The organism is Streptomyces sp. NPDC031049, assembly GCF_055571015.1.
Window position 1 is genome coordinate 64,735 of the sequence record NZ_JBVIGC010000016.1, and the last position, 22,757, is coordinate 87,491.

Here is a 22,757-nt window from a genome sequence, read left to right on the forward strand (position 1 = left end):
GGGGTCGCGGGGGTGGTCAGCCGGCGGTGAGGCGGGCGGGGGTCGTGCCGGAGACGAGGGAGGCGAGGGCCTGGTCGATGTCGGCGCCGAGGTACCAGTCGCCGGTGTGGTCGAGGGCGTAGACGCGGCCCTGGGCGTCGATGGCGAGGAGTGCGTGGGTGTCGGTCTCGGCGCCGAGGGGGCAGACCTCGGTGTCGAGGGCGCGGCCGAGGTCGCCGAGGGTGCGGGCGAGGTGGAGGCCGTGGAGCGGGTCGAGGTGGACGGCGGCGGGGGCGATCTGGCGGCCGGGTCCGGTGGGGGCGATGTGCAGGCCGCCGAATTCGGCCCAGGCCTCGACGGCGGCGGGGAAGACGGTGTGGCGGTGTCCTGCGGGTGAGGTGTGTTCGCGCAGGGTGTCGGCCCAGATCTCGGCCTGCTTGATGTCCCAGCGTCCGGGCTGCCAGCCGGCGGCGCGCAGGGCGGCGTCGACGGGGACGGGGAAGCGGGTCGTGGAGGTGCGGTCGGCGTGCATGGGCCTTCGTTCGTCGTCCGGTTCTCGTGACGGGGTGTGTGTTCTCGTGACGGGAGCGGTCGGGGTCAGTCGTCGGTGGCCGTCGGGTCGACGATGCGGACGCCGAAGTGGGCGCTGAGGGCGGTGCAGGCGCGGCAGGGGGCCGCGAAGCTGCCGTGGAGGGGGTCGCCGTCCTCGCGGATGCGGCGGGCGGTGAGTTTGGCGTGTTTGAGCGCTTTGCGTGCTTCGCCGTTGGTCATGGGTTTGCGTGCGGCGCGTTTGCTGCGGGCGCTGTCGGCGGCGGTGATGTGCCGGGAGATGAGGATGGTCTCGGCGCAGCGGCCGGTGAAACGGTCGCGTTGGGCGCTGGTGAGGGTGTCGAGGAAGTCCTGTACGAGCGGGTGCAGTGCGGGGGGTGTGTCGCCGCGGGCGGCGGTGCCGGTGAGGGTGGCGCCGCGGACGGAGAGTGCGGCGGCGACGGTGGGGAGTATGCCGTCGCGGCGGTGGTGGAGGGTGGGCGCCTGGGCGGTGTCGGTGGCGCTCCAGCCGATGCGGGGGTCGCCGGTGCGCGGGTCGGCGCCCGGGGTGGTGCGGGGGGCGGTTCCCGGGCCCTCCGGGCCGGCCGGATGCGGCCCCGTCTGTGTCGCACTCATGATCATCATCCCCTCCTGAGCATCCCCCCGAAGGTCACAGACTGCCAAATCCCGTGGCTGGTGCGGAAGCTGGGGCGTGGCGACACGCCCGGGAGTGGGCGGTCCGTCACGGCGGGGTGACGGCTGGTCACGGTGGGCGCGTGGGGGGTGTGACCGGTGCCGGTGACCGGTGTCGCCGTACCGCATAGGCTGTCGGGCACCGCGATTCCAAGCGGTGATCCAGACAGGCCAGACAGGGCAGACAGACTTACGCCGCAGGGGGCTACCGCCATGACGACAGGTCGGCTCGGGCTGGGGGCACCTCCCGGCCGCCAGGCCGGGGGACAAGCCGCGCCGCCGAACGCGGCCTATGCCGGGCAGGTCGTGCATTTCCCGGACCCGGTCAGGGCGGCCCGTCACCCGAGAGGGGTACGGGTGGACGAGGGCGGTTTCCCCGACTTCTCGCCGTACGCGCGGGCGGCGGCGGAGATCGCGGACCCTCCGGAGGGTTTCGGCGTCGACGAGTTGCGGCTGACGGACTACGTGTCGGCGAACGCGGTGCTGGCGGCGTCGGGGCACGAGCTGTGGGACACGGTCCCGGCGGTGGCGACGCCGCACGGCTGGACGTGGCATCACGTGGCGGGGACGCGGCGGCTGGAGCTGGTGCCGGTCGAGGTGAAGGCGCTGCTGCGGCATCACGGCGGGATCGCGACGGCGGTGGTGGACCAGGCGAAGCGCGGGACGCGCCCGTTGCAGGAGACGCGTCCGGCGCACTTCGGGCTGCCGAAGTCGGGTGTGGCGGTGTCCGAGCAGCAGGTGCTGGGGGTCGAGGAGGACCTGGGGTACCGGCTGCCGGGTGCCTACCGGTCGTTCCTGAAGGCGGCGGGTGGTTGCGCGCCGGTGGGGACGGCGCTCGACGCGGAGCTGGGGCTGCTGCTGGACCAGCCGTTCTTCACGGTGCGTGAGGAGGCGGCGGTCAATGACCTGGTCTACGTCAACAAGTGTCTGCGGGACCATCTGACGAAGGACTACCTGGGTGTCGCGTTCGTCCAGGGCGGTCTGCTGGCCGTGAAGGTGAAGGGCGAGCGGGTCGGCTCGGTGTGGTTCTGCGCGTACGACGACGCGCGGGACGTGGACCCGTCGTGGTCCCCGGCCGAGCGGGTGGAGCGGTTGCTGCTGCCGTGCGGTGAGGACTTCGACGCGTTTCTGTCGCGGCTGGCGGGGTCGCCGCCGGAGCTGGAGACCGTGGCGAACCTGATGGTGGACGGCGGTTTCGCGCGTGCGGTGCCCGTGTCGTCGGTAGGGGAGTGAGCTGGCCGTGGTGACGTTCGCGCAGGCGCAGGAGCGCGCCGAGGAGTGGATCAACGGCGATGTGCCGTCGTACCAGCACCGTGAGGTGCGGGTGCGGGAGTTCGAGCTGGGCTTCGTCGTCTGGGCGGAGGACCGGGCGGACGGGCCGCGTTCGGACGGTGGTGCGCAGCGGCTGGTGATCGCGCGGGACAGCGGCGAGGCGACGCTGTGGCCGCCGCTGCCGGTGGGCGAGGTGATCCGCCGTTACGAGGAGGAGTACGGCCGTCCCGGCGCGGCGGCCGAGCCGGTGCCGGCGCCTGCGGAGCGGGTGGATCTGAATCAGACGTCGTTCCTGCTGTCTCCGCCGGAGTGGTTGCAGGAGGCGGCGGACAAGCTGGGTATTCCGGACCGGCGGCGTGCGGGGGGCGAGCCGGGCGGTTCCGGTGGTTCGGCGCTTCCGGAGACGCAGGCCGGGGTTCCGCTCGGTGCGTCGGGCGCAGGGGATGCGGTCGGCGTGGCGGGCGGTGCCGGTGGTTCGGGCGGCTCCGGCGGCTCCGGTGGCTCCGGTGGCTCCGGTGGCGCTGGTGGGCCCGGTGCCCCTGGGGTTTCCGGGGGTGCCTCCTCGGGCGGTGGTACGGCGTGGCCGGCCGCCGGTGGGAGCGGCGCGGGCGATGCCGGGACCGGTGGCGCGGCGGCGTCGCCCTCCGGGCCGGGAGCGGCGGGGACGCCGGGGGCTCCGGGGGTGCCGGGTGCGCCCGCCGCGCCGTCCGGGGCGACCCCGTGGGCCGGGACCGACACCAACGCGGACGCCGGGGAGGACCGTTCGGTACCGCTGCCCGAGACGGTGTTCGCGCCGCCGCTCAGCGGTGCCGACGACGACACCCCGCCGCCCTCGACGACGCCGGACGCCAAGACGGCGCTGATGTCGGGCGGCAGCGGGCTTCCGCGGACGGCGGTCGCACCGGCGATCGACGACCCGGACACGCCGGGTCCGGGACCGGGCGTCCCCGCGGCGCCGGGGGCCTCCGCGGCGCCGGGAACCCCGCAGCCGCCGTCGTCCGGGCCGGGTACGCCGCCCCCGCCGTCCGGTCCGGACACGCCGGCGCGACCGCTCGCGCCGAACGCCGGTGACATCGCCGACGCCGCGACCAGAAAGGCGACTCCGCCGCCGCGCCGGGGCGGGGACGTCTCCACGCCGCCTCCGCCGGGTGCCCCGGGTGCGCCCGGTGCGCGGCCGGGGGCCGCCCCGCCGCCTCCGCCCGCGTCCGGGCCGGGCGCGCCGGGTGCCTCGGCGGGCGGATACGTGCCGACCCAGTTCGCCCCGGCGCTCGACGGGGCGAACGGTCCGGGCACGCCGCCCCCGGGCGCTCCGCAGCCGCCGTCGTCCGGTCCGGGCACGCCGCCTCCCGGCGCTCCCCAGCCTCCGGGCGTGCCCGGCGGGACGCCTCCGGGCGGGGTGCACCACGCCGCGACGATGCTGGCCGACCCGGGCCGGTCGGGCGCCACCCCGCCGCCTCCGGCACCTCCGGGCGCCCCGGGCGCTCCTGGCACCCCGCCGCCTCCGGGTCCTCCCGGCGCTCCTGGCACCCCGCCGCCTCCGGTTGCCCCCGGTGCGCCCGGGGGCCCGCAGCCTCCGGCGGCCCCCGGTGCCCCGGGTGCCCCCGGTGGTGGGCGCGGTGCCGTCCATCACGCCGAGACGATGCTGGCCGCGCCTCCGCCGGGCGGTCCCGGCGCGCCCCCGCCGCCTCCGGGCGCCGTACCGCCGCCGGGCATGCCGCCCGGTGCTCCTGGTGCCCCCGGTGCCCCAGGCGCGCCCGGCGTTCCGGGTGCCCCCGGTGCCGTACCGCCGCCCGGTCAGCCCCCGGCGTACGGCTATCCGCAGCAGCCCACCGGTCAGCCGACCGTCGGGCCCGGTTACCAGGCCGTGCTGCGCTACCGGGCGCAGGACGGCTCCGAGCAGCAGCTGATCCGGCGTTCCGCGCCGGGCACCCCGCACCCGGAGTGGCAGATCTTCCACGAGCTGCGCGCCATGAACGTGCCGCCGGACCAGGTGCTGGAGCTGCACACGGAGCTGGAGTCCTGCGAGCTGCCGGGCGCGTACTGCGCGCGGATGATCCGGGAGCAGTGGCCGCAGGCGCGGATCACGTCGATCGCGCCGTACGGCACCGATCACGCCAGCCGGCAGCAGGGTATGCAGCAACTCCTGGCCCACCAGGGCGAGTTGCACCAGGTGGCCGACGGTCCGGCGCGTCCGGCGCCGGTGCGCGCGCCGCTGCCGCCGGTGCAGCCGGTGCCGCCGGTCCCGCCGGAGGCGATCGGTCAGGAGCTGGCCGCGGCGTTCGGGCCGGGCGTGTTCCGGTTCGAGCAGGCGGCGGTATCCCGGCAGGGCGTGCCGCCGGTCGTGGCGCACACGCTGATGGCGGCGGGCCTGCCGATGGACATGGGCCCGTTCTTCTGGGCGCAGGCCCAGCCGGGGCGGCCGGTGCCGACGCTGGCGGAGCTGGCGGCCGAGCGCGGGGTGCAGCCGGCGTCGGACGCGGGCTCATACCTGGTCGTGGGCAGCGACTTCGGCAAGGCGCTGTGCGTGCAGTACGGCACGGCGCACATCGTCGCCGTGCCGGTGGAGGCGGGGCCGGGCGGTGCGCCGGTGCCGCCGCAGTTCGTGAACACCGGGCTGCCGGAGTTCGCGCGCTGTCTGGCGCTGCTCGGCCGGATGTGGCGGCTGCGGTACGGGCTGAACCAGGAGCAGGCGGGCCGCTGGACCGTCGACTTCCAGGCGCAGCTGGCCGCGCTGGACCCGGCGGCGCTGGGTTCGCCGGAGAGCTGGTGGTCGGTGCTGCTGGAGCAGATGTGGGACGGACTGCTCTGACGCGGGGCCGCCGCTGACGGACACGACGGGCGGGGCCCGGTCGGCCTTCGGGACGACCGGGCCCCGCCCGCTGTCGTACGGCCTCCGCTCCATGTGCCGTGCCCGCCTGCCCCTGTGCCGTGCCCGCCCGTCGTCGGGCCGGGCCCGTACGCCCGTAGGCCTTTTGTGCGGTGTGTCGGATTATGGGCGTTTACGACCGATCCATAAAGTCGGTTAAGTCCATTCAGTGCGGCAGGTTCACACAGGGGTGTTGAGCATGAGCAGCGCATCGGCGTCTCCCCACGGCTTCGTGACCGTACGCGGGCGCGAGCGCGGCTACCGTCCCGAGCAGGTGGAGGCGGGGGCCGCGGCCCTCTGCGAGGAACGGGACGCCGCGTGGGAGCGGGCCGCCCGGCTCACCGTGCTGGCCCGGGAGATGGAAGAGGGGCTGGTGGAACTGCGGGAGGTGGTCGCCCACCTCGCCCCGCAGGACTACGAGGCGCTCGGGGAGAGCGCGCGGCGCCTGTTCCGCCTCGCACAGGAGGAGGCCGACGCCGTACGCGAGGAGGCGCGGCGGGCGGCCGACGAGTGCGCCGAGGACGCGCGGGCGTACGAGGCCCGCGTGCGGGGCGCCGCGCAGGAGCACGCCGACACCGTGCGCGCCGAGGCGGACGAGTGCGCCCGGCGGCGGCTGCTGGCGGCGCGCGCGGAGGCCGACGAGGTCCGCGTCGCCGCCCGGCGCGAGGTGAAGGCGAGCCGCGGTGAGGCCCTGGGGGCGCTGCGCGAGATGCGCCGGCGCACCGCCGGGATGCTCACCGACCAGGCCAGGGAGCACGCCGAACGGTGGGCCGAGGCCGAACGGGAGGAGGAGCGGCGGGCGGCGGCGCTCGACGCGTACCACGCGGAGCTGCTGGCACGCGCCGAGGAGACGCTGGCGGAGGCGGAGCGGTCCCTGGCCGAAGCCGAGGAGTCGGCGCGGCGCATGCCGGAGGAGGCCCGCGCCCGCGCGGCGGAGATCCTCGCCGATGCGCGGGCCCGGCGGGAGCACATCACCCGGGAGACCGAGCGGGTGCTGCGCGAGCACGGGGAGCGCTGGGACGACGTGCAGGCGCAGATGGACTCCGTACGCAGCAGGCTCAGCGCGCTGACGGGACGAGCGGTGGAGTGAACCCCGCGCCCGCGCCGGCCCGCACGCCCGCGCCGGCCCGCACGCCCGTCAGCCGCCCCGGCGTACCGCGCCCGCGAGGATCCAGCCCTCCACGGCCTCGTACTGGCGCCGCTGTTCCTCGGCCTTGCTCCGGCCGGACAGCACCGTGCCCAGCCAGCCGCAGGCGAAGCCCAGGGGGATGGAGACCAGGCCGGTGGTGGTGAACGGGAACCAGTTGAAGTCGGCGCCGGGGAAGGCCGAGACGGGTGAGCCGGAGACGAGGTTGGTGCCCGGCATCAGCAGGATCACCGACAGCGAGCCGCCGGCGAGGGTGGCCAGCAGTCCGGCGCGGGTGTACCGGCGCCAGAACAGGCCGTAGACCAGGGCGGGGGCGAGGGCGGAGGCGCCCAGACAGAAGGACAGCGTCACCAGCGGCTGGAGGCTGCGGTGCTGGACCAGGGTCGCCAGGAGGATCGCGGGGACGCCGACGGCGAGGGCGGAGAGACGGGCCAGGGTCATCTCGCGGCGCGGCGACATCTCCTGCACGCGCGTGGCGAACACGTCGTGGGCGAGGGAGTTGGCGCAGGCCAGGATCATGCCGGCGACGGAGGCCAGCAGGGTGAGGAAGACGGCGGTGGTGACCGTCGTGAACAGCAGCGTCTCGGCGGTGGTCACCTGAGCCCCGAACGCGGCCTGCGAGCCCAGCAGATAGGCGGTGTTGCCCTGCGGGTCGATCCCGGCGATGGCCGCCCGGCCGATCAGCGCCGTCGCGCCGACGCCGACGACGGTGATGACCAGCACGAACAGCGCGACGCTGGAGACCGCCCAGGACATCGAGCGGCGCACCTGGCGGGCGGAGGACGCGGTGTACATGCGCATGGTGACGTGCGGGAGGCAGGCGCCGCCGAGGACCACCGTCAGCTGCGAGGTGATCATGTCGAGGCCGGGGTGGGGGCCGCCCGCGAACTGGAGTCCCGACTCCAGGAAGGACGATCCGACGCCGCTTCGGGCCGCCGCCGCCTCGAACAGGGCGCCCGGGTTCCAGTCGAAGCGGTGCAGGATCAGGACGGCGACCACCGCGCCGGAGCCGAGCAGCATCACCATCTTCAGGATCTGGATGAGGGCGGTTCCCTTCATGCCGCCGATGGCCGCGTAGCCGATCATCAGGATGCCGAGGCCGATGATGCAGCCGGTCTCCAGGGACTCGCCGGAGAAGCCGAGCACGAACGCGAGCAGCTGGCCGGTGCCCGCCAGCTGCACGAGCATCATCGGCAGCAGCGCCGCGATGGTCACCACGCAGGTGGCGACGCGCACCGCGCGTCCGCTCATCCGGCGGGCCAGCGCGTCGCCCATGGTGAACCGGCCCGCGTTGCGCAGGGGTTCGGCCAGCAGGAACATCAGCAGCATCAGCGACAGGGCGGTGCTGAGGGCGAGGACCACGCCGTCGTAGCCGAAGAGCGCGATGACGCCGCAGGTGCCGAGGACGGTCGCGGCGGAGATGTAGTCGCCGGCGATGGCCAGTCCGTTGCGCATCGGGGACAGGGAGCCGTAGCCGGTGTAGAACTCGTCGAGGTCGTCGCGGTCCGGGCCGGTCATCACGCACAGCAGCAGGGTGATGGTGACCACGGCGGTGAAGCCGACCAGGGCCATCGTCTGGGCGTTGCCGCTGAACTCGCTCATCGGGCCGCTCCCTCGCGCCGGGCGTCGAGGGCGGCCTCCTTGCGGATGCGGTCCGCGAGCGGGTCGACGTGCCGGCGCGCGGTGTGCTCGTACAGGGCGATCGCGAGCCAGGTGACGGGCAGTTGGGCCAGGGCGAGCAGCAGGCCCATGGGGATGCCGTCGGTGACGGTGCCGGTCATGAAGCCGGGCGCGAAGGCCGACAGGACCAGGAACAGCGTGAAGTAGCCGAGCGCGGTCAGGGTGGCGGTGCGGCGCTGCCAGCGGTAGGCGCTGCGCAGGATGCGCAGGTCGCTGTGGTGGCCGAGCGGTGGCCGGCGCGGCGCGCGCCGGTGCGGGGACGGCTGCGGGTGCGGGGGGAACGGGCGCTGGGACGACTGCGAGGGCGGGGGGAACGCGTGCGGGGACGACTGCGGGGGCGGCGGGTAGGACGGATACGCCGACGGGGGCGGCGAGTACGGGTCGTGGGACATCCCGGTGCTCCTTGCGCGGCTCGGGCCCGCAGCGGCGGACCGCAGGGAGTGGTGGGGGTGGGGGGCACGCACGCTACTCGCCGGTCGCACACCGCGCGGCGTTTTGGCCAAACTGATCGGTCGGTATGCGCTTACTGCCCTGACCTCGGGTGTTACCCGCGTTAACCCGGATGCTCCGGCCGAAAAGCGTTTGCCCCAGGGGCCCGCGGCACGGCAGTGTTCAGGCCACTTCGCCGCCCCGCCCCCGAAGGATGCGCCCGTGCCGCGACGCCTGGCCCTGCTCGGCGGAGGCTTCTCCACCGACTCCGACGGACTGCTGGACGACTGGGTGCTCGGCCAGGCGCGTACGCCCCGGCCCAGGGTCTGCTTCCTCCCGACGGCGAGCGGTGACGCCCCCGCGTACGCCGAGAAGTTCCTGGCCGCGTTCCGCGACCGCGACTGCGTGCCGTCCGTCCTGCCGCTGTTCCGGCGGGAGCTGGACGACGACGCGCTCCGGGCGTTCCTGCTCGCCCAGGACGTCGTGTACGTCGGCGGCGGGAACACCGCCAACCTGCTGGCCGTCTGGCGCGTCCACGGCGTCGACCGGCTGCTGCGCGAGGCGTACGGGGCCGGCACGCTGCTGTGCGGGATCAGCGCGGGCGCCAACTGCTGGGCCCAGGCCTCGCACAGCGACTCCTTCGGGCCGCTGCGCCCTCTCGCGGACGGGCTGGGCCTGCTGCCGGGCTCGGTGTGCCCGCACTACGACAGCGAGCCCGGCCGCCGCCCCCGCTACCGGGCGGCCGTGGCCGGCGGCGCCCTGCCCGCCGGCTGGGCGCTGGACGACGGCACGGGCGCCCTGTTCACGGACGGCCGGCTGACGCGGACGGTGACCCGGACGCCGGGCACGCGGGTGTACCGCGTCGCGGCGGACGGGGCCGGCGGCGTCACCGAGGAGCCGCTGCCCGGCCGGCCCCTCGGGCGATAGCGGGCGGGCGTCTCAGTCCTTCAGCGCCGGCTGCTCCGTGCCCTGCGGCGTGCCGCCGTCCTGGATGACCGGGAACCTGCGCGGTGCCAGCACCAGCAGCACCACGAACGCCAGGGCCGCCGCGCCGGCCGCGCCCAGGTACACCGCGTGCACGGCGTCCGCGATCGCGCGGCGCACGGACTCGTCCACCGCGCCGCCCGCGTCCAGCGCCCGGGTCACCGAGTCGAGGTCGCTCGCGCCGCCGAGCCGCGTGGCCAGCACCCCGTTGGCGATCGCGCCGAAGAGGGCCGCGCCGAGGGTCTGGCCGGTCTGCCGGCAGAACAGCACCGACGCCGTCGCCGTACCCCGCTCCGACCAGTCGACCGTGGACTGCACACCGACGATGAGCGGCAGCTGGAACAGGCCCAGCGCGGCGCCGAGCAGCAGCATCAGCAGCGTCGGCTGCCAGGCCTCGCCGGGGTAGGGCAGGAACGGGAAGGCGCACAGGAGCAGGGCCGCCGTGCCGATGCCCAGCACGGCCGTGTTGCGGAAGCCGATCCTGCGGTACACGTGCTGGCTCAGCGCCGCCGACACCGGCCAGCTCAGCGTCCACACCGACAGCACGAACCCGGCGGCCACGGGGGCCAGGCCCAGCACGGCCTGCGCGTACGTCGGCAGGAACACGGTGGGCGCCACCATGAGCAGGCCCAGCGCGCCCAGCGCCAGGTTGACCGCGGCGATGGTGCGGCGGCGCCAGACCCAGCCCGGGATGATGGGCTCCGCCGCCCGCCGTTCGATCACCACCACGACGGCCGCCAGCGCCAGCCCGGCGCCGAACAGCGCGAGCGAGGGCGCCGACAGCCACGGCCAGGCCACCCCGCCCTGCACCAGCGCGGTGAGCAGCACCCCGCCGCACGCGAACACCGCCAGCGCGCCCGCCCAGTCGACCCGAGGGCGCCCGCCGGACACCGGCTCCCGCGCGGGCTCGTGCAGATGACGCACGATCAGCCACAGGGCGACCGCGCCGATCGGCAGGTTGATCAGGAAGATCCAGCGCCAGTCGGCGTAGGCGGCGAGCACACCGCCGACGCCCGGGCCCGCCACCGCCGACACCGCCCACACCGTCGACAGCCTGGCCTGGATCTTCGGGCGGTCCTTGAGCGGGTACAGGTCGGCGGCGAGCGTCTGCACCGTTCCCTGGAGCGCGCCGCCGCCCAGGCCCTGCACGATGCGGAAGGCGATGAGCGCGGCCATGTTCCAGGCCAGCGCGCACAGCAGGGAGCCCACCAGGAACACCGCGGCGCCCGCGACCAGGACCGGTTTGCGGCCGAAGGTGTCGGAGAGCTTGCCATAGACGGGCAGGGTCACGGTGACGGCCAGCAGATAGCCGGAGAACAGCCAGGAGAAGACGGAGAACCCGCCGAGATCGCCGACGATCTGCGGTACGGCGGTGGAGACGATCGTCGCGTCCAGCGCCGCCAGCGCCATCGTGAGCATCAGCGCCGCGACGACGGCGCCGCGCCGCTCGGTGCCTGCGTGCCGTGCGGTCTCGCGGACGGCGGATCTGGAGCTGCCCACCCCGGTGTCCCTCCCTGTCGTTTCCCCCTGCATCCATCTGCCGCGCATCAGCTTCCCACTTGACCCTGACGTTGCGGGAGGGCCGATGCTGGACGCGTCGTGGGAGGGAGTCGTCCCCGAGGCGGCCTCCACCGGAGGGTGGACTGCCCCTAGGGGTACCTCCGTACTACGGCTCGGGGAGGGTTCGTACCGCCGGAGGACGAGCCGGGACCGGTGCCGTCCTTAATCTGGCTTTACGCCGCTGGGGGGGCGGCGTACCGCAGCCGCGGGGGTGGGGTTTTCCCCCGCGGAAGTGTGCGCTGGGCCCCAGCGCGCCCGGGACGCGGTTCGACCAGACTTCTCGGCACCACCCGCTACGTCCGTAGCACCGACGCACTTCCCTCCGTACCGCCGACGCGTCCGTCGCCGGTACCGGCGGCCCATCTGATGACCGACATAGGAGACTTGCCATGACATCGGCCGTGACCATTCCCCGACACGGGAGCACCGGCGGGCGTACGGCCGTTGCCGCGAGGGCGCGGCAGGTCGTGAAGGCGTACGGGGCGGGGGAGACCCGGGTCGTCGCCCTCGACCACGTGGACGTGGACGTCGCCCGCGGACAGTTCACCGCGATCATGGGCCCCTCGGGGTCCGGCAAGTCCACGCTGATGCACTGCCTGGCGGGCCTGGACACCGTGACGTCCGGCCAGATCTTCCTGGACGAGACCGAGATCACCGGTCTGAAGGACAAGAAGCTCACGCAGCTGCGCCGGGACCGGATCGGCTTCATCTTCCAGGCGTTCAACCTGCTGCCCACGCTGAACGCGCTGGAGAACATCACGCTGCCCATGGACATCGCCGGCCGCAAGCCCGACAAGGCGTGGCTGGACCGGGTCGTGGAGACCGTCGGCCTCGCCGGCCGGCTGAAGCACCGGCCGAACCAGCTCTCCGGCGGCCAGCAGCAGCGCGTCGCCGTGGCGCGGGCGCTGGCGGCCCGGCCGGAGATCATCTTCGGTGACGAGCCCACCGGCAACCTCGACTCCCGCGCGGGCGCCGAGGTCCTCGGCTTCCTGCGCCGCTCCGTGGACGAGCTGGGCCAGACCATCGTGATGGTCACCCACGACCCGGTGGCCGCCGGCTACGCGGACCGTGCGCTGTACCTCGCCGACGGCCGGATCGTCGACGAGATGCACAACCCCACCGCCGAGCAGGTCCTGGACCGCATGAAGGACTTCGACGCCCGGGGGCGCACGTCATGACCGTCCTGAAGACCTCGATGCGCAACTTCCTCGCGCACAAGGGACGCATGGCGCTCTCGGCGGTGGCCGTGCTGCTGTCGGTGGCGTTCGTGTGCGGCACGCTCGTGTTCACCGACACCATGAACACGACGTTCGACAAGCTCTTCGCCGTCTCCTCCGCGGACGTCACGGTCAGCCCGAAGGACGCCAAGGCCGAGGACACCCCGCAGAACGGCGTCCCGGCGTCCCTGCCGGCCGACGCCCTGGAGCGCGCCCGCACCGCCGAGGGTGTGAAGTCGGCCGAGGGCGCGGTCAGTTCGATGAACGTGACCGTCGTCGACGGCGACAACGACAACGTGGGCGCCACCAACGGCGCCCCCACCATCGCCGGCAACTGGACCAGGAACGACCTGCGCTCCATGGAGATCACCTCCGGGCACGCCCCGCGCGGGCCCACCGAGGTGATGGTCGACGCCGACACCGCCGACAAGCACGGCCTGAAGCTCGGCGACGAACTGCGCACCATCGCGCAGACCGGCGACTTCACCGCGAACATCGTCGGCATCGCCTCCTTCACGGTGACCAACCCCGGCGCCTCGGTCTTCTTCTTCGACACCGCCACCGCACAGCGCCAGCTGCTCGGCGGCACCGACCGGTTCACCCAGCTCCACGTCACCGCCGCGGACGGCGTCTCGGACGCCCGGCTGAAGCAGAGCGTGGCGCAGTCCCTGGACGGCACGTACAAGGTCCAGACGGCGAAGGAGACCTCCGACGAGAACCGCCAGGACATCGGCGAGTTCATGAACGTCATCAAGTACGCCATGCTCGGCTTCGCCGGGATCGCCTTCCTGGTCGGCATCTTCCTGATCATCAACACCTTCTCCATGCTGGTCGCCCAGCGCACCCGGGAGATCGGCCTGATGCGGGCCATCGGCTCCTCGCGCCGCCAGGTGAACCGCTCGGTGCTGCTGGAGGCGCTCCTCCTCGGCGTCGTCGGCTCCGTCCTCGGCGTCGCCGCCGGTGTCGGCGTCGCGATCGGCCTGATGGAGCTGATGTCGGCCGCGGGCATGAACCTTTCCACCGACGACCTGACCGTGAAGGCGACGACACCGGTCGTCGGCGTGGTCCTCGGTGTCGTCGTCACGGTGCTGGCCGCCTACCTGCCGGCCCGCCGCGCCGGCAAGGTCTCCCCGATGGCCGCCCTGCGCGACGCCGGCACCCCGGCCGACGGCCGGGCGGGCCTGCTGCGCGGGCTGACCGGCCTGGTGCTCACCGGCGCGGGCGCCGCCGCGCTGTACACGGCGGCCACGGCGGACAAGGCCGGCGACGGCGCGCTGATGCTGGGCCTGGGCGTGGTGCTGTCCCTGATCGGCTTCGTGGTGGTCGGCCCGCTGCTGGCCGGCGGGGTCGTCCGGGTCATCAGCGCGGTGCTGCTGCGGGCCTTCGGGCCGGTGGGCCGCATGGCCGAGCGCAACGCCCTGCGCAACCCGCGCCGCACCGGTGCCACCGGCGCGGCCCTGATGATCGGCCTGGCCCTGGTGGCCTGTCTGTCGGTGGTCGGCTCCTCGATGGTCGCCTCGGCCACCAGCGAGCTGGACAAGTCGGTCGGCGCGGACTTCATCGTCCAGGGCAACCAGCGGATCGTGCCGCAGGCCGAGCAGGCGGTGCGGGACACCCCCGGCCTGGAGCACGTCACCGGTTACAAGATGCTCGACGCCACGCTCACCTCCCCCGACGGGGAGAAGGACACCGACGGCGTCATCGCCGCCGACCCGACGTACGCCGAGGATCTGCGCCGCCCGACCACGGCCGGGACGCTGTCCGACGCCTACGGTCCGGACGCCATGTCGGTCGGCTCGGACTACGCCCAGAAGCACGGCGTCCGCGTCGGCGACACCGTCTCCGTCGCCTTCGAGGGCGGCGAGACGGCGAAGCTGAGGGTCGCCGCCGTCACGGACGACGACACCGCCATCGACCAGGGCGCGCGGTACATCGGCATGGAGACGATGCGCAAGTACGTCCCGGCCGACCGGGTCCCGCCGAACACGATGATGTTCGCCAAGGCGGAGGAGGGCCAGGAGGAGGCGGCGTACGCGGCGCTGAAGACGTCCCTCGACGGCTACCCGCAGTACCAGGTCCGTGACCAGACCGACTACAAGCAGGAACTGAAGGACCAGGTCGGCCAGCTGCTGAACATGGTCTACGGGCTGCTCGCGCTGGCGATCATCGTCGCGGTCCTGGGCGTGGTGAACACCCTGGCCCTGTCGGTGGTCGAGCGGACCCGCGAGATCGGCCTGATGCGCGCCATCGGCCTCTCCCGCCGCCAGCTCCGCCGCATGATCCGCATGGAGTCGGTCGTCATCGCCCTCTTCGGCGCCCTGCTGGGCCTGGGGCTGGGCATGGGCTGGGGCGCCACCGCCCAGCGGCTCCTGGCGCTGGAGGGCCTGAACGTCCTCGACATCCCGTGGCCGACGATCATCGGCGTCTTCATCGGCTCGGCCTTCGTGGGGCTGTTCGCCGCCCTCGTCCCGGCGTTCCGGGCGGGCCGCATGAACGTCCTGAACGCCATCGCGACGGAGTAGCCGCCCGGCAGGGGCCACCGCGAACGGGGGTCGCGGAGGAGAGCCCGGCACCGAAGCCACCCGGCTTCCGGTGCCGGGCTCCTCGGCGTCCGGCGACGGCGGTTCGGTGAGCACTTCGCCGGTCACCCCGCCTCCGGGATCGTCCGCGACCTCCGGGGTTTCCGCGGTCCCCGGGGTCGTCCACGGCCTACGGCGTCGTCCATGCCTACGGCGTCATCTGCGGCCTCCGGGGTTTCCGCGGTCCCCGGCGTCCTCCGCGGTCCCCGGCGTCATCCACAGGCCCGGGCGTCATCCGCGGCCCCCGGCTTCATCCACAGCCTCCGGCGTGCGCTCGCCGCGCGTCGTACGCTGGAGACCCCCCGGCCCTCACCGCGTCGGGCCTTTCGTGTTGCCCACCCCCCTGGACCCGGGCCTCCGGTTCCACGTCACGGACGGAAAGCGCACCCTCCATGAGCCTGCACGGTCTGCTCGACGCCGTCGTCAAGGACCCCGCCCTCGCGGAAGCGATCACGGCGGCCGCCGACGGCCACCGCAAGCACGTCGACCTGGTCGGTCCCCCGGCCGCCCGCCCCTTCGCGGTGGCCGCGCTGGCCCGCGGCACGGGCCGCACGGTCCTCGCCGTGACGGCGACGGGCCGCGAGGCGGAGGACCTGACCGCGGCCCTGCGCTCCCTGCTGCCGCCCGAGGGCGTCGTGGAATACCCGTCCTGGGAGACCCTCCCGCACGAGCGCCTCAGCCCCCGCAGCGACACCGTCGGCCGCCGCCTCGCCGTCCTGCGCAGGCTCGCCCACCCCCGCCCCGACGACCCCGAGACCGGCCCCGTCTCCGTCGTCGTGGCCCCCGTGCGCTCCGTGCTCCAGCCGCAGGTCAAGGGCCTGGGCGACCTGGAGCCGGTGGCCCTGCGCACCGGCCAGAGCGCCGACCTGGACGAGATCGTCGACGCCCTCGCCGCCGCCGCGTACGCGCGCGTGGAGCTGGTGGAGAAGCGCGGCGAGTTCGCCGTGCGCGGCGGCATCCTCGACGTGTTCCCGCCGACCGAGGAACACCCCCTGCGCATCGAGTTCTGGGGCGACGACGTCGAGGAGATCCGCTACTTCAAGGTCGCCGACCAGCGCTCCCTGGAGGTCGCCGAGCACGGCCTGTGGGCGCCGCCCTGCCGTGAGCTGCTGCTCACCCAGGAGGTGCGCGACCGGGCCGCCGCACTCGCCGAGCAACACCCCGAGCTGGGCGAACTCCTCGGCAAGATCGCCGAGGGCATCGCCGTGGAGGGCATGGAGTCGCTGGCCCCGGTCCTCGTCGACGACATGGAGCTGCTGCTCGACGTGCTGCCCGAGGGCTCCATGGCCGTCGTCTGCGACCCGGAGCGGGTGCGGACCCGCGCCGCCGACCTCGTGGCCACCTCGCAGGAGTTCCTCCAGGCGTCCTGGGCGGCCACCGCAGGCGGGGGCGAGGCGCCCATCGACGTCGGCGCGGCCTCCCTGTGGTCCATCGCGGACGTCCGCGACCGCGCCCGCGAGCTGGAGATGATGTGGTGGTCGGTGTCGCCGTTCGCCGCGGACGACGCCCTGGAGGACGCCGACACCCTCAAGCTCGGCATGCACGCCCCCGAGAGCTACCGCGGCGACACCGCCCGGGCCCTGGCCGACACCAAGGGCTGGCTCGCCGACGGCTGGCGCACGGTCTACGTCACCGAGGGCCACGGCACGGCGGCCCGCACCGTGGAGGTGCTGGGCGGCGAGGGCATCGCGGCCCGCCTGGACCAGGACCTCGCCGGGCTGAGCCCCTCCGTGGTGCACGTGGCGTGCGGCTCGATCGACCACGGCTTCGTCGACCCGGCGCTCAAGCTGGCCGCGCTCACCGAGACCGACCTCTCGGGCCAGAAGGCCGCCGGCCGCGACGGCGCCCGGATGCCGGCCCGGCGCCGCAAGTCCATCGACCCGCTCACCCTGGAGCCGGGCGACTACATCGTCCACGAGCAGCACGGCGTGGGCCGCTACATCGAGATGGTCCAGCGCACCGTCCAGGGCGCCACCCGCGAGTACCTGGTCGTGGAGTACGCCCCCGCCAAGCGCGGCCAGCCCGGGGACCGGCTGTACATCCCCACGGACCAGCTGGAGCAGATCACCAAGTACGTCGGCGGCGAGGCGCCCACGCTGCACCGCCTGGGCGGCGCCGACTGGACCAAGACCAAGGCCCGCGCGAAGAAGGCGGTCAAGGAGATCGCCGCCGACCTGATCAAGCTGTACAGCGCGCGGATGGCGGCGCCCGGCCACGCCTTCGGCGCGGACACCCCCTGGCAGCGCGAGCTGGAGGACGCCTTCCCCTACGCGGAGACGCCCGACCAGCTCACCACGATCGCCGAGGTCAAGGAGGACATGGAGAAGTCGGTCCCGATGGACCGCCTGATCTGCGGCGACGTCGGCTACGGCAAGACGGAGATCGCGGTCCGCGCCGCCTTCAAGGCGGTCCAGGACGGCAAGCAGGTCGCCGTCCTCGTGCCCACCACCCTGCTGGTGCAGCAGCACTTCGGCACGTTCAGCGAGCGCTACGCCCAGTTCCCGGTGAACGTGCGCGCGCTCTCCCGCTTCCAGACCGACACCGAGGCCAAGGCGGTCCTGGAGGGCCTGCGCGAGGGCTCGGTCGACGTCGTCATCGGCACCCACCGCCTGTTCTCCTCGGAGACCAAGTTCAAGGACCTGGGCCTGGTCATCGTCGACGAGGAGCAGCGCTTCGGCGTGGAGCACAAGGAGCAGCTGAAGAAGCTCCGCGCCAACGTCGACGTGCTGACCATGTCCGCCACCCCCATTCCGCGCACCCTGGAGATGGCGGTCACCGGCATCCGCGAGATGTCGACGATCACCACCCCGCCGGAGGAGCGGCACCCGGTGCTGACCTTCGTCGGCCCGTACGAGGAGAAGCAGATCGGCGCGGCCATCCGCCGCGAGCTGCTGCGCGAGGGCCAGGTCTTCTACATCCACAACCGCGTCGAGTCGATCGACCGCGCGGCGGCCCGGCTGCGCCAGATCGTCCCCGAGGCGCGCATCGCCACCGCCCACGGCCAGATGTCGGAGCAGGCGCTGGAGCAGGTCGTGGTCGACTTCTGGGAGAAGAAGTTCGACGTGCTGGTCTCCACGACGATCGTCGAGTCCGGCATCGACATCTCCAACGCCAACACCCTGATCGTCGAGCGCGGCGACAACTTCGGCCTCAGCCAGCTGCACCAGCTGCGCGGCCGGGTCGGCCGGGGCCGCGAGCGCGGCTACGCCTACTTCCTGTACCCGCCGGAGAAGCCGCTGACGGAGACCGCGCACGAGCGGCTGGCCACCATCGCCCAGCACACCGAGATGGGCGCGGGCATGTACGTGGCGATGAAGGACCTGGAGATCCGCGGCGCCGGAAACCTCCTCGGCGGCGAGCAGTCCGGCCACATCGCGGGCGTCGGCTTCGACCTGTACGTGCGGATGGTCGGCGAGGCGGTCGCGGACTACCGGCGGCAGCTGGAGACGGGCCAGGTCGAGGAGGAGCCGCCGCTCGAGGTCAAGATCGAGCTGCCGGTCGACGCGCACGTCCCGCACGACTACGCGCCCGGTGAGCGGCTGCGCCTCCAGGCGTACCGGGCGATCGCCTCCGCCAACAGCGAGGAGGACATCAAGGCCGTCCGCGAGGAACTGGCCGACCGCTACGGCAAGTTGCCCGAGCCGGTGGAGAACCTGCTGCTGGTGGCCGGGCTGCGGATGCTGGCGCGGGCGTGCGGCGTCGGCGAGATCGTGCTCCAGGGCACCAACATCCGGTTCGCGCCGGTGGAGTTGCGCGAGTCGCAGGAGCTGCGGCTCAAGCGGCTGTATCCGGGCACGGTGATCAAGCCGGCCGTGCACCAGGTGCTCGTCCCGCGTCCGAAGACCGCGAAGGTGGGCGGCAAGCCGCTGGTCGGCCGGGAACTGCTCGCGTGGGTGGGCGAGTTCCTGACGTCGGTCCTGGGGTCCTGAGCCCCGGGGCCGGGCCGGCGGACGCGGAACCGTCCGCGGAGAGGCTCCGCGGACGGTTCATGTCACCGGGTCGGTCCGGCGGACGCCCGCCGGTTCCTTCAGGCGGGGTCTACTGCTGGTCCGGCCGGTCGCGCTGTTCGCCGCCCATGCCGAAGCGCTCTTCCGCCTTCTGCTGAGCGGTGTCGACCTGCTGCTCGTACTTGCCGCCGGTCCTCTCGTTGACCTGCCGTTCGGCCGCGTCGGACGCCTGCTTGGCCTTGTCCTTCGCGCCCTGACTCTTGAACCTGTCGAAGATGCCCATGCAGAGGCTCCTTCCGGACGTGACTCACTTCCGACCATACGCCCGACTTGTGCCGAATGCCCGCTGAGGTGCCGTGGGGCCCGGCCCGGCGGCTCGCTACGGTGGAGCCGACCGGCGGCACAGGGGAGGGGCACGGGTGGAACGGCACAGCGGTGCGGCGGCGGGCGGATCGCGCCGCGTGGGCGGGGCGGCGGCCGTGTGCGCGGCCCTCGCCCTGATCGCGGGCTGCGAGGGCGTCGGCGGCGACTCCCCGGCGGGCGGCGCACCCGCACCGGACGGGCGGGCGATGAGCCCCCTGGACAACCCCGACGGCACCGGACCCGGCCTCGCGCCGGTGACCGGCGAGAGCGACCGGGCCGAGGCGCGCCGGCTCATCGAGACTCTGAACACCAAGGGCCGCGGACCGAAGACCGGCTACGACCGGGACGAGTTCGGCTACGCCTGGATGGACACCGCCGACGGCGTGCCGCTGGCCCGGAACGGCTGCGACACGCGGAACGACCTGCTCAAGCGCGACGGCGAGCGGCTCCGCTTCCGATCCGGCTCCGACTGTGTGGTCGTGGCCATGACGCTGCGCGATCCGTACACCGGCACCACCATCGACTGGCGCAAGCAGGACGCCGCCGAGGTGCAGATCGACCATGTGGTGCCCCTGTCCTACAGCTGGCAGATGGGCTCCTCCCGGTGGCCGGAGAGCAAGCGCGAGCGCTTCGCCAACGACGTGCTCAACCTCGTCCCGGTGCAGGGGCGGGCCAACGCGGCCAAGGGGGACTCCGGTCCCGCCTCCTGGCTGCCGCCCGAGAAGTCGGTCAGGTGCGCGTACGCGGTCCGCTTCGCCCAGGTCGCGCTGAAGTACGAGATGCCGGTGACCGCGCCCGACAAGCGGATGATGCTCAGGCAGTGCTGACGCCGTGCCGTCCCGGCCGGGAAACCCGCTGTCCGGGCGGGTCCGCGCTGGCTACGGTGACCGCATGGAGATCAAGGTGTCGAGTCTCGCCGAGCGGCCCGAGATGCGCGACGCGGTCCTGCGCATGCCGGACTCCTGGCCCGAGTTCGCGGTCGAGGACCTGACGGGCAACGCCCACTACCCGCGCATCTCCCGGGAACTGCCCGAGTACGTGCAGTTCGCCGAGGACGAGGACGGCGAGGTCGTCGCCCACGCCCACAGCGTGCCGTTCGCCCTGCACACCGAGGGACGGGGGACGCTGCCCGACCGCGGCTGGGACGAGGTGCTGGTGTGGGCCTTCGCCGACCTGCGCGGCGGCGTCCGCCCCGACACCGTCAGCGCGGTCTCGGTCACCGTCGCCCCGCACGCCCAGGGCCGCGGACTGTCCGGCCTGCTGCTGGCGGCCATGCGGGACAACGCCCGTGAGCGTGGCTTCCGCGAGGTCGTCGCACCGGTCCGGCCCAGCGCCAAGCACCTCGAACCGCACACGCCGATCGAGGAGTACGCCCGCCGCCTCCGCCCGGACGGTCTGCCGTACGACCCGTGGCTGCGGGTGCACGTCCGGGCCGGCGCCCGCGTCGACTCGGTGGCACCGGCCTCGATGACCGTCGCGGCCTCCCTTCGGACGTGGCGCGACTGGACCGGGCTGCCCTTCGACACGGCGGGCGACGTCGAGGTGCCCGGCGCCCTCGTGCCGGTGCGGTGCGAGCCGGAACGCGGCTACGCGGTGTACGTCGAGCCCAACGTCTGGGTGCGGCACGCCGTGTGAATCCGTCCGGTCGTGGGCCCGGCGCGGCGGTGCCCGACGCCCCGGTGAATCGTTGGTCGAATGGGTTGGCCAAAGCCTCGCCGCTGCATACCATCGATCACCGCAAGACTTTGTGCACCGCCGCACAATCTCCTCGGGAGGTTCCCTTGCACCGCCGCCGTCGCACCGCGCTCCTCCTCACCGCCGCGATCGCCGCGGCCCCCCTCCTGACCGCCTGCGGAAACGACGCGCATCCCGGTGCGGCGGCCGTCGTCGGCGGCCAGCGGATCACCGTGGCGCAACTGGAGGACCGAGTCGACGAGGTGCGCGCGGCACAGCGGGCGACCGTGCGGGACGAGGCCCAGTACGCGCAGGCCGTCGCCCGGACCGGCAGCCTGAGCCGCGACACCCTGCACGGCATGGTCCTGGACCGGGTGCTGCACCACGCCGCCGAGGAGGCCGGCGTGACGGTCACCCGCAAGGAGGTCCAGGAGATGCGCGACGGCCTGGAGAAGCAGGCCGGCGGGGCCAAGGCGCTGGAGACGGTCTGGCTCCAACAGTACGGCATCGCCCCCGAGCGCCTGGACGAGAACCTCCGCATCCAGCTGGAGGCCCAGAAGCTCGCCGAGCACCTCGGCACCGACACCGGGCAGCCGGCGTTCTGGCAGGCGCTGTCGAAGGCGTCCGAGCAGCTCGACATCGACCTCAATCCGCGCTACGGCAGCTGGGACCCGGAGCGCAGCAGCCGCGTCGACGCGCAGACGCCGTGGGTGCGGGAGATCACGGCGGCCGGGACCCGGCAGACCATGTGACCCGGGCCGTCCGGCCCCCGCCTTCCGGGGTGCGCCGGCGCCCCCCTGTGGACAACTCGGGGGACCGTCGGTGGCGTGCGTTACGTTCGGTGGTGTGAACGCAACGAGCCCCGAAGCCGCCCCCGGCCCCGCCGCCGACCCCGGTCGCGTCGTCCTGCTGACCACCAGCCACCGCGTCGCACCCGGCCTGCTGTCCTGGCCCGCCTGGCAGGCGCTGCGCGAGGCCGACCGCGTGCTCTGCGCGGACGGCGCCCATCCGCAGCTGCCGTATCTGCGCGAGGCCGGGATAGCGGTCGACGAGGCCGCCCCGACCGCGGAGCAGCTGGTCGAGGCGTGCGCCGGCGGCCGGACGGTCGTGGTCGTGGCGACCGGCGAGGGCGAGCCGGCCCTGACCGACGGCCTGGCCCGGCTGGCCGGCTCCGGCCGGGTCCGCATGCCGGAGCTGGAGTTGCTCCCCGCCTCCTACGACCTGCCGGGCGCCCGCCTGCTCGACCTCGTGCAGGTGATGGACCGTATCCGCGCCGAGTGCCCCTGGTCGTCCCGCCAGACCCACCAGGGCCTGGCGAAGTACGGCATCGAGGAGGCGTACGAACTCGTCGAGGCGATCGAGGAGGGCGACCGTGAGGAACTGCGCGAGGAGCTGGGCGACGTCCTGCTCCAGGTGATCTTCCACGCCCGGATCGCCGAGGAGCACGAGGAGGCCCCGTTCTCCATCGACGACGTGGCCGGCGGCATCGTCGCCAAGCTGATCCACCGCCACCCGCACGTCTTCGGGGAGGAGACCGCCACCACCCCCGAGGAGGTCAAGGAGCACTGGCTGCGCACCAAGGCGGTCGAGAAGCAGCGCACGTCGGTCACCGAGGGCATCCCTCTCGGCCAGCCGGGCCTGGCCCTCGCCGCGAAGCTGGCGTCCCGGGTGCGGAGCGCGGGCCTGACGGTGGAGCTGCCGCGCGGCGAGGGCTTCGGCTACGACCTGCTCGCCATGGCGGTGGCCGCGGAAGCGGCGGGCACGGACCCCGAGGCGGCCCTGCGCGCCGCGGCGAGGGCCTACCGGGACGCGATCCGGGCCGCCGAAGGCACCTGACGA

General features: G+C 73.8%; 17 protein-coding genes. 11 read left to right on the plus strand and 6 right to left on the minus strand.

Annotated features, from left to right (window positions below):
- Positions 1–16 precede the first annotated feature (16 nt).
- A complete protein-coding gene (locus tag ACZ45Q_RS25395) occupies positions 17–511 on the minus strand; it encodes an SUKH-3 domain-containing protein (RefSeq protein WP_468265345.1) in 495 nt (164 codons plus the stop codon).
- Between the two features lie 65 nt (positions 512–576).
- Entirely contained in the window at positions 577–1,152 is a 576-nt protein-coding gene (locus ACZ45Q_RS25400) for a YwqJ-related putative deaminase (RefSeq protein WP_468265347.1), read from the minus strand.
- Between the two features lie 261 nt (positions 1,153–1,413).
- On the opposite strand from ACZ45Q_RS25400, the gene ACZ45Q_RS25405 reads away from it, so the two are divergent.
- The 3 genes from ACZ45Q_RS25405 (at position 1,414) to ACZ45Q_RS25415 (ending at position 6,428) form a co-directional block, all read left to right on the plus strand.
- Positions 1,414–2,433, plus strand: coding sequence for an SMI1/KNR4 family protein (locus ACZ45Q_RS25405; RefSeq protein WP_468265349.1), 1,020 nt, complete (start codon positions 1,414–1,416; stop codon positions 2,431–2,433).
- A gap of 7 nt (positions 2,434–2,440) precedes the next feature.
- Positions 2,441–5,281 carry an SUKH-4 family immunity protein gene (locus ACZ45Q_RS25410; protein WP_468265351.1) on the plus strand — a complete coding sequence of 947 codons (2,841 nt, stop codon included), beginning with the start codon at positions 2,441–2,443 and terminating at the stop codon, positions 5,279–5,281.
- Positions 5,282–5,537: 256 nt separating this feature from the next.
- Positions 5,538–6,428 (plus strand): cellulose-binding protein, encoded by an 891-nt coding sequence (locus ACZ45Q_RS25415; protein WP_468265353.1) that lies wholly within the window; start codon positions 5,538–5,540, stop codon positions 6,426–6,428.
- A gap of 48 nt (positions 6,429–6,476) precedes the next feature.
- Here the strand turns inward: ACZ45Q_RS25415 and ACZ45Q_RS25420 are convergent, their stop codons facing one another.
- Together ACZ45Q_RS25420 and ACZ45Q_RS25425 are read right to left on the minus strand one after the other, a co-directional pair.
- Positions 6,477–8,087 (minus strand): sodium/solute symporter, encoded by a 1,611-nt coding sequence (locus ACZ45Q_RS25420; protein WP_468265355.1) that lies wholly within the window; start codon positions 8,085–8,087, stop codon positions 6,477–6,479.
- Positions 8,084–8,557: a DUF485 domain-containing protein gene (locus tag ACZ45Q_RS25425; protein ID WP_468265357.1), complete on the minus strand. Its 474-nt coding sequence runs from the start codon at positions 8,555–8,557 to the stop codon at positions 8,084–8,086. Before ACZ45Q_RS25425 ends, ACZ45Q_RS25420 begins: the two co-directional genes overlap by 4 nt.
- Positions 8,558–8,816: 259 nt before the next feature.
- Here ACZ45Q_RS25425 and ACZ45Q_RS25430 point away from each other — a divergent pair, with 259 nt between their 5' ends.
- On the plus strand, positions 8,817–9,521 hold the full coding sequence (locus tag ACZ45Q_RS25430) for a Type 1 glutamine amidotransferase-like domain-containing protein (RefSeq protein ID WP_468265359.1): 705 nt from the start codon (positions 8,817–8,819) through the stop codon (positions 9,519–9,521).
- A gap of 12 nt (positions 9,522–9,533) precedes the next feature.
- Here the strand turns inward: ACZ45Q_RS25430 and ACZ45Q_RS25435 are convergent, their stop codons facing one another.
- Positions 9,534–11,126, minus strand: coding sequence for an MFS transporter (locus tag ACZ45Q_RS25435; RefSeq protein ID WP_468265361.1), 1,593 nt, complete (start codon positions 11,124–11,126; stop codon positions 9,534–9,536).
- A 401-nt stretch (positions 11,127–11,527) separates the two neighbouring features.
- Between ACZ45Q_RS25435 and ACZ45Q_RS25440 the strand changes: the two genes are divergently transcribed.
- The 3 genes from ACZ45Q_RS25440 to mfd all read left to right on the plus strand — a co-directional run bounded on the left by ACZ45Q_RS25440 (position 11,528) and on the right by mfd (position 18,863).
- Complete coding sequence (locus ACZ45Q_RS25440) at positions 11,528–12,316, plus strand: ABC transporter ATP-binding protein (RefSeq protein ID WP_468265362.1); 789 nt, start codon at positions 11,528–11,530, stop codon at positions 12,314–12,316.
- A complete protein-coding gene (locus ACZ45Q_RS25445; protein ID WP_468265364.1) occupies positions 12,313–14,877 on the plus strand; it encodes an ABC transporter permease in 2,565 nt (854 codons plus the stop codon). Before ACZ45Q_RS25440 ends, ACZ45Q_RS25445 begins: the two co-directional genes overlap by 4 nt.
- Positions 14,878–15,326: 449 nt before the next feature.
- Positions 15,327–18,863, plus strand: a complete 3,537-nt coding sequence (gene mfd / locus ACZ45Q_RS25450) for a transcription-repair coupling factor (protein WP_468265366.1) — start codon at positions 15,327–15,329, stop codon at positions 18,861–18,863.
- A 109-nt stretch (positions 18,864–18,972) separates the two neighbouring features.
- On the opposite strand, the gene ACZ45Q_RS25455 is transcribed toward mfd, so the two are convergent.
- On the minus strand, positions 18,973–19,164 hold the full coding sequence (locus ACZ45Q_RS25455; protein ID WP_468265368.1) for an antitoxin: 192 nt from the start codon (positions 19,162–19,164) through the stop codon (positions 18,973–18,975).
- 136 nt (positions 19,165–19,300) lie between these two features.
- Between ACZ45Q_RS25455 and ACZ45Q_RS25460 the strand changes: the two genes are divergently transcribed.
- From ACZ45Q_RS25460 to ACZ45Q_RS25475, 4 genes are all read left to right on the plus strand, one after another.
- Positions 19,301–20,071 (plus strand): HNH endonuclease family protein, encoded by a 771-nt coding sequence (locus ACZ45Q_RS25460; protein ID WP_468265370.1) that lies wholly within the window; start codon positions 19,301–19,303, stop codon positions 20,069–20,071.
- A gap of 64 nt (positions 20,072–20,135) precedes the next feature.
- On the plus strand, positions 20,136–20,879 hold the full coding sequence (locus tag ACZ45Q_RS25465) for a GNAT family N-acetyltransferase (protein WP_468265372.1): 744 nt from the start codon (positions 20,136–20,138) through the stop codon (positions 20,877–20,879).
- Positions 20,880–21,025: 146 nt separating this feature from the next.
- Positions 21,026–21,670, plus strand: a complete 645-nt coding sequence (locus ACZ45Q_RS25470; RefSeq protein WP_468265374.1) for a SurA N-terminal domain-containing protein — start codon at positions 21,026–21,028, stop codon at positions 21,668–21,670.
- Between the two features lie 94 nt (positions 21,671–21,764).
- Positions 21,765–22,754, plus strand: a complete 990-nt coding sequence (locus tag ACZ45Q_RS25475; RefSeq protein WP_468265376.1) for a nucleoside triphosphate pyrophosphohydrolase — start codon at positions 21,765–21,767, stop codon at positions 22,752–22,754.
- Positions 22,755–22,757 lie beyond the last annotated feature (3 nt).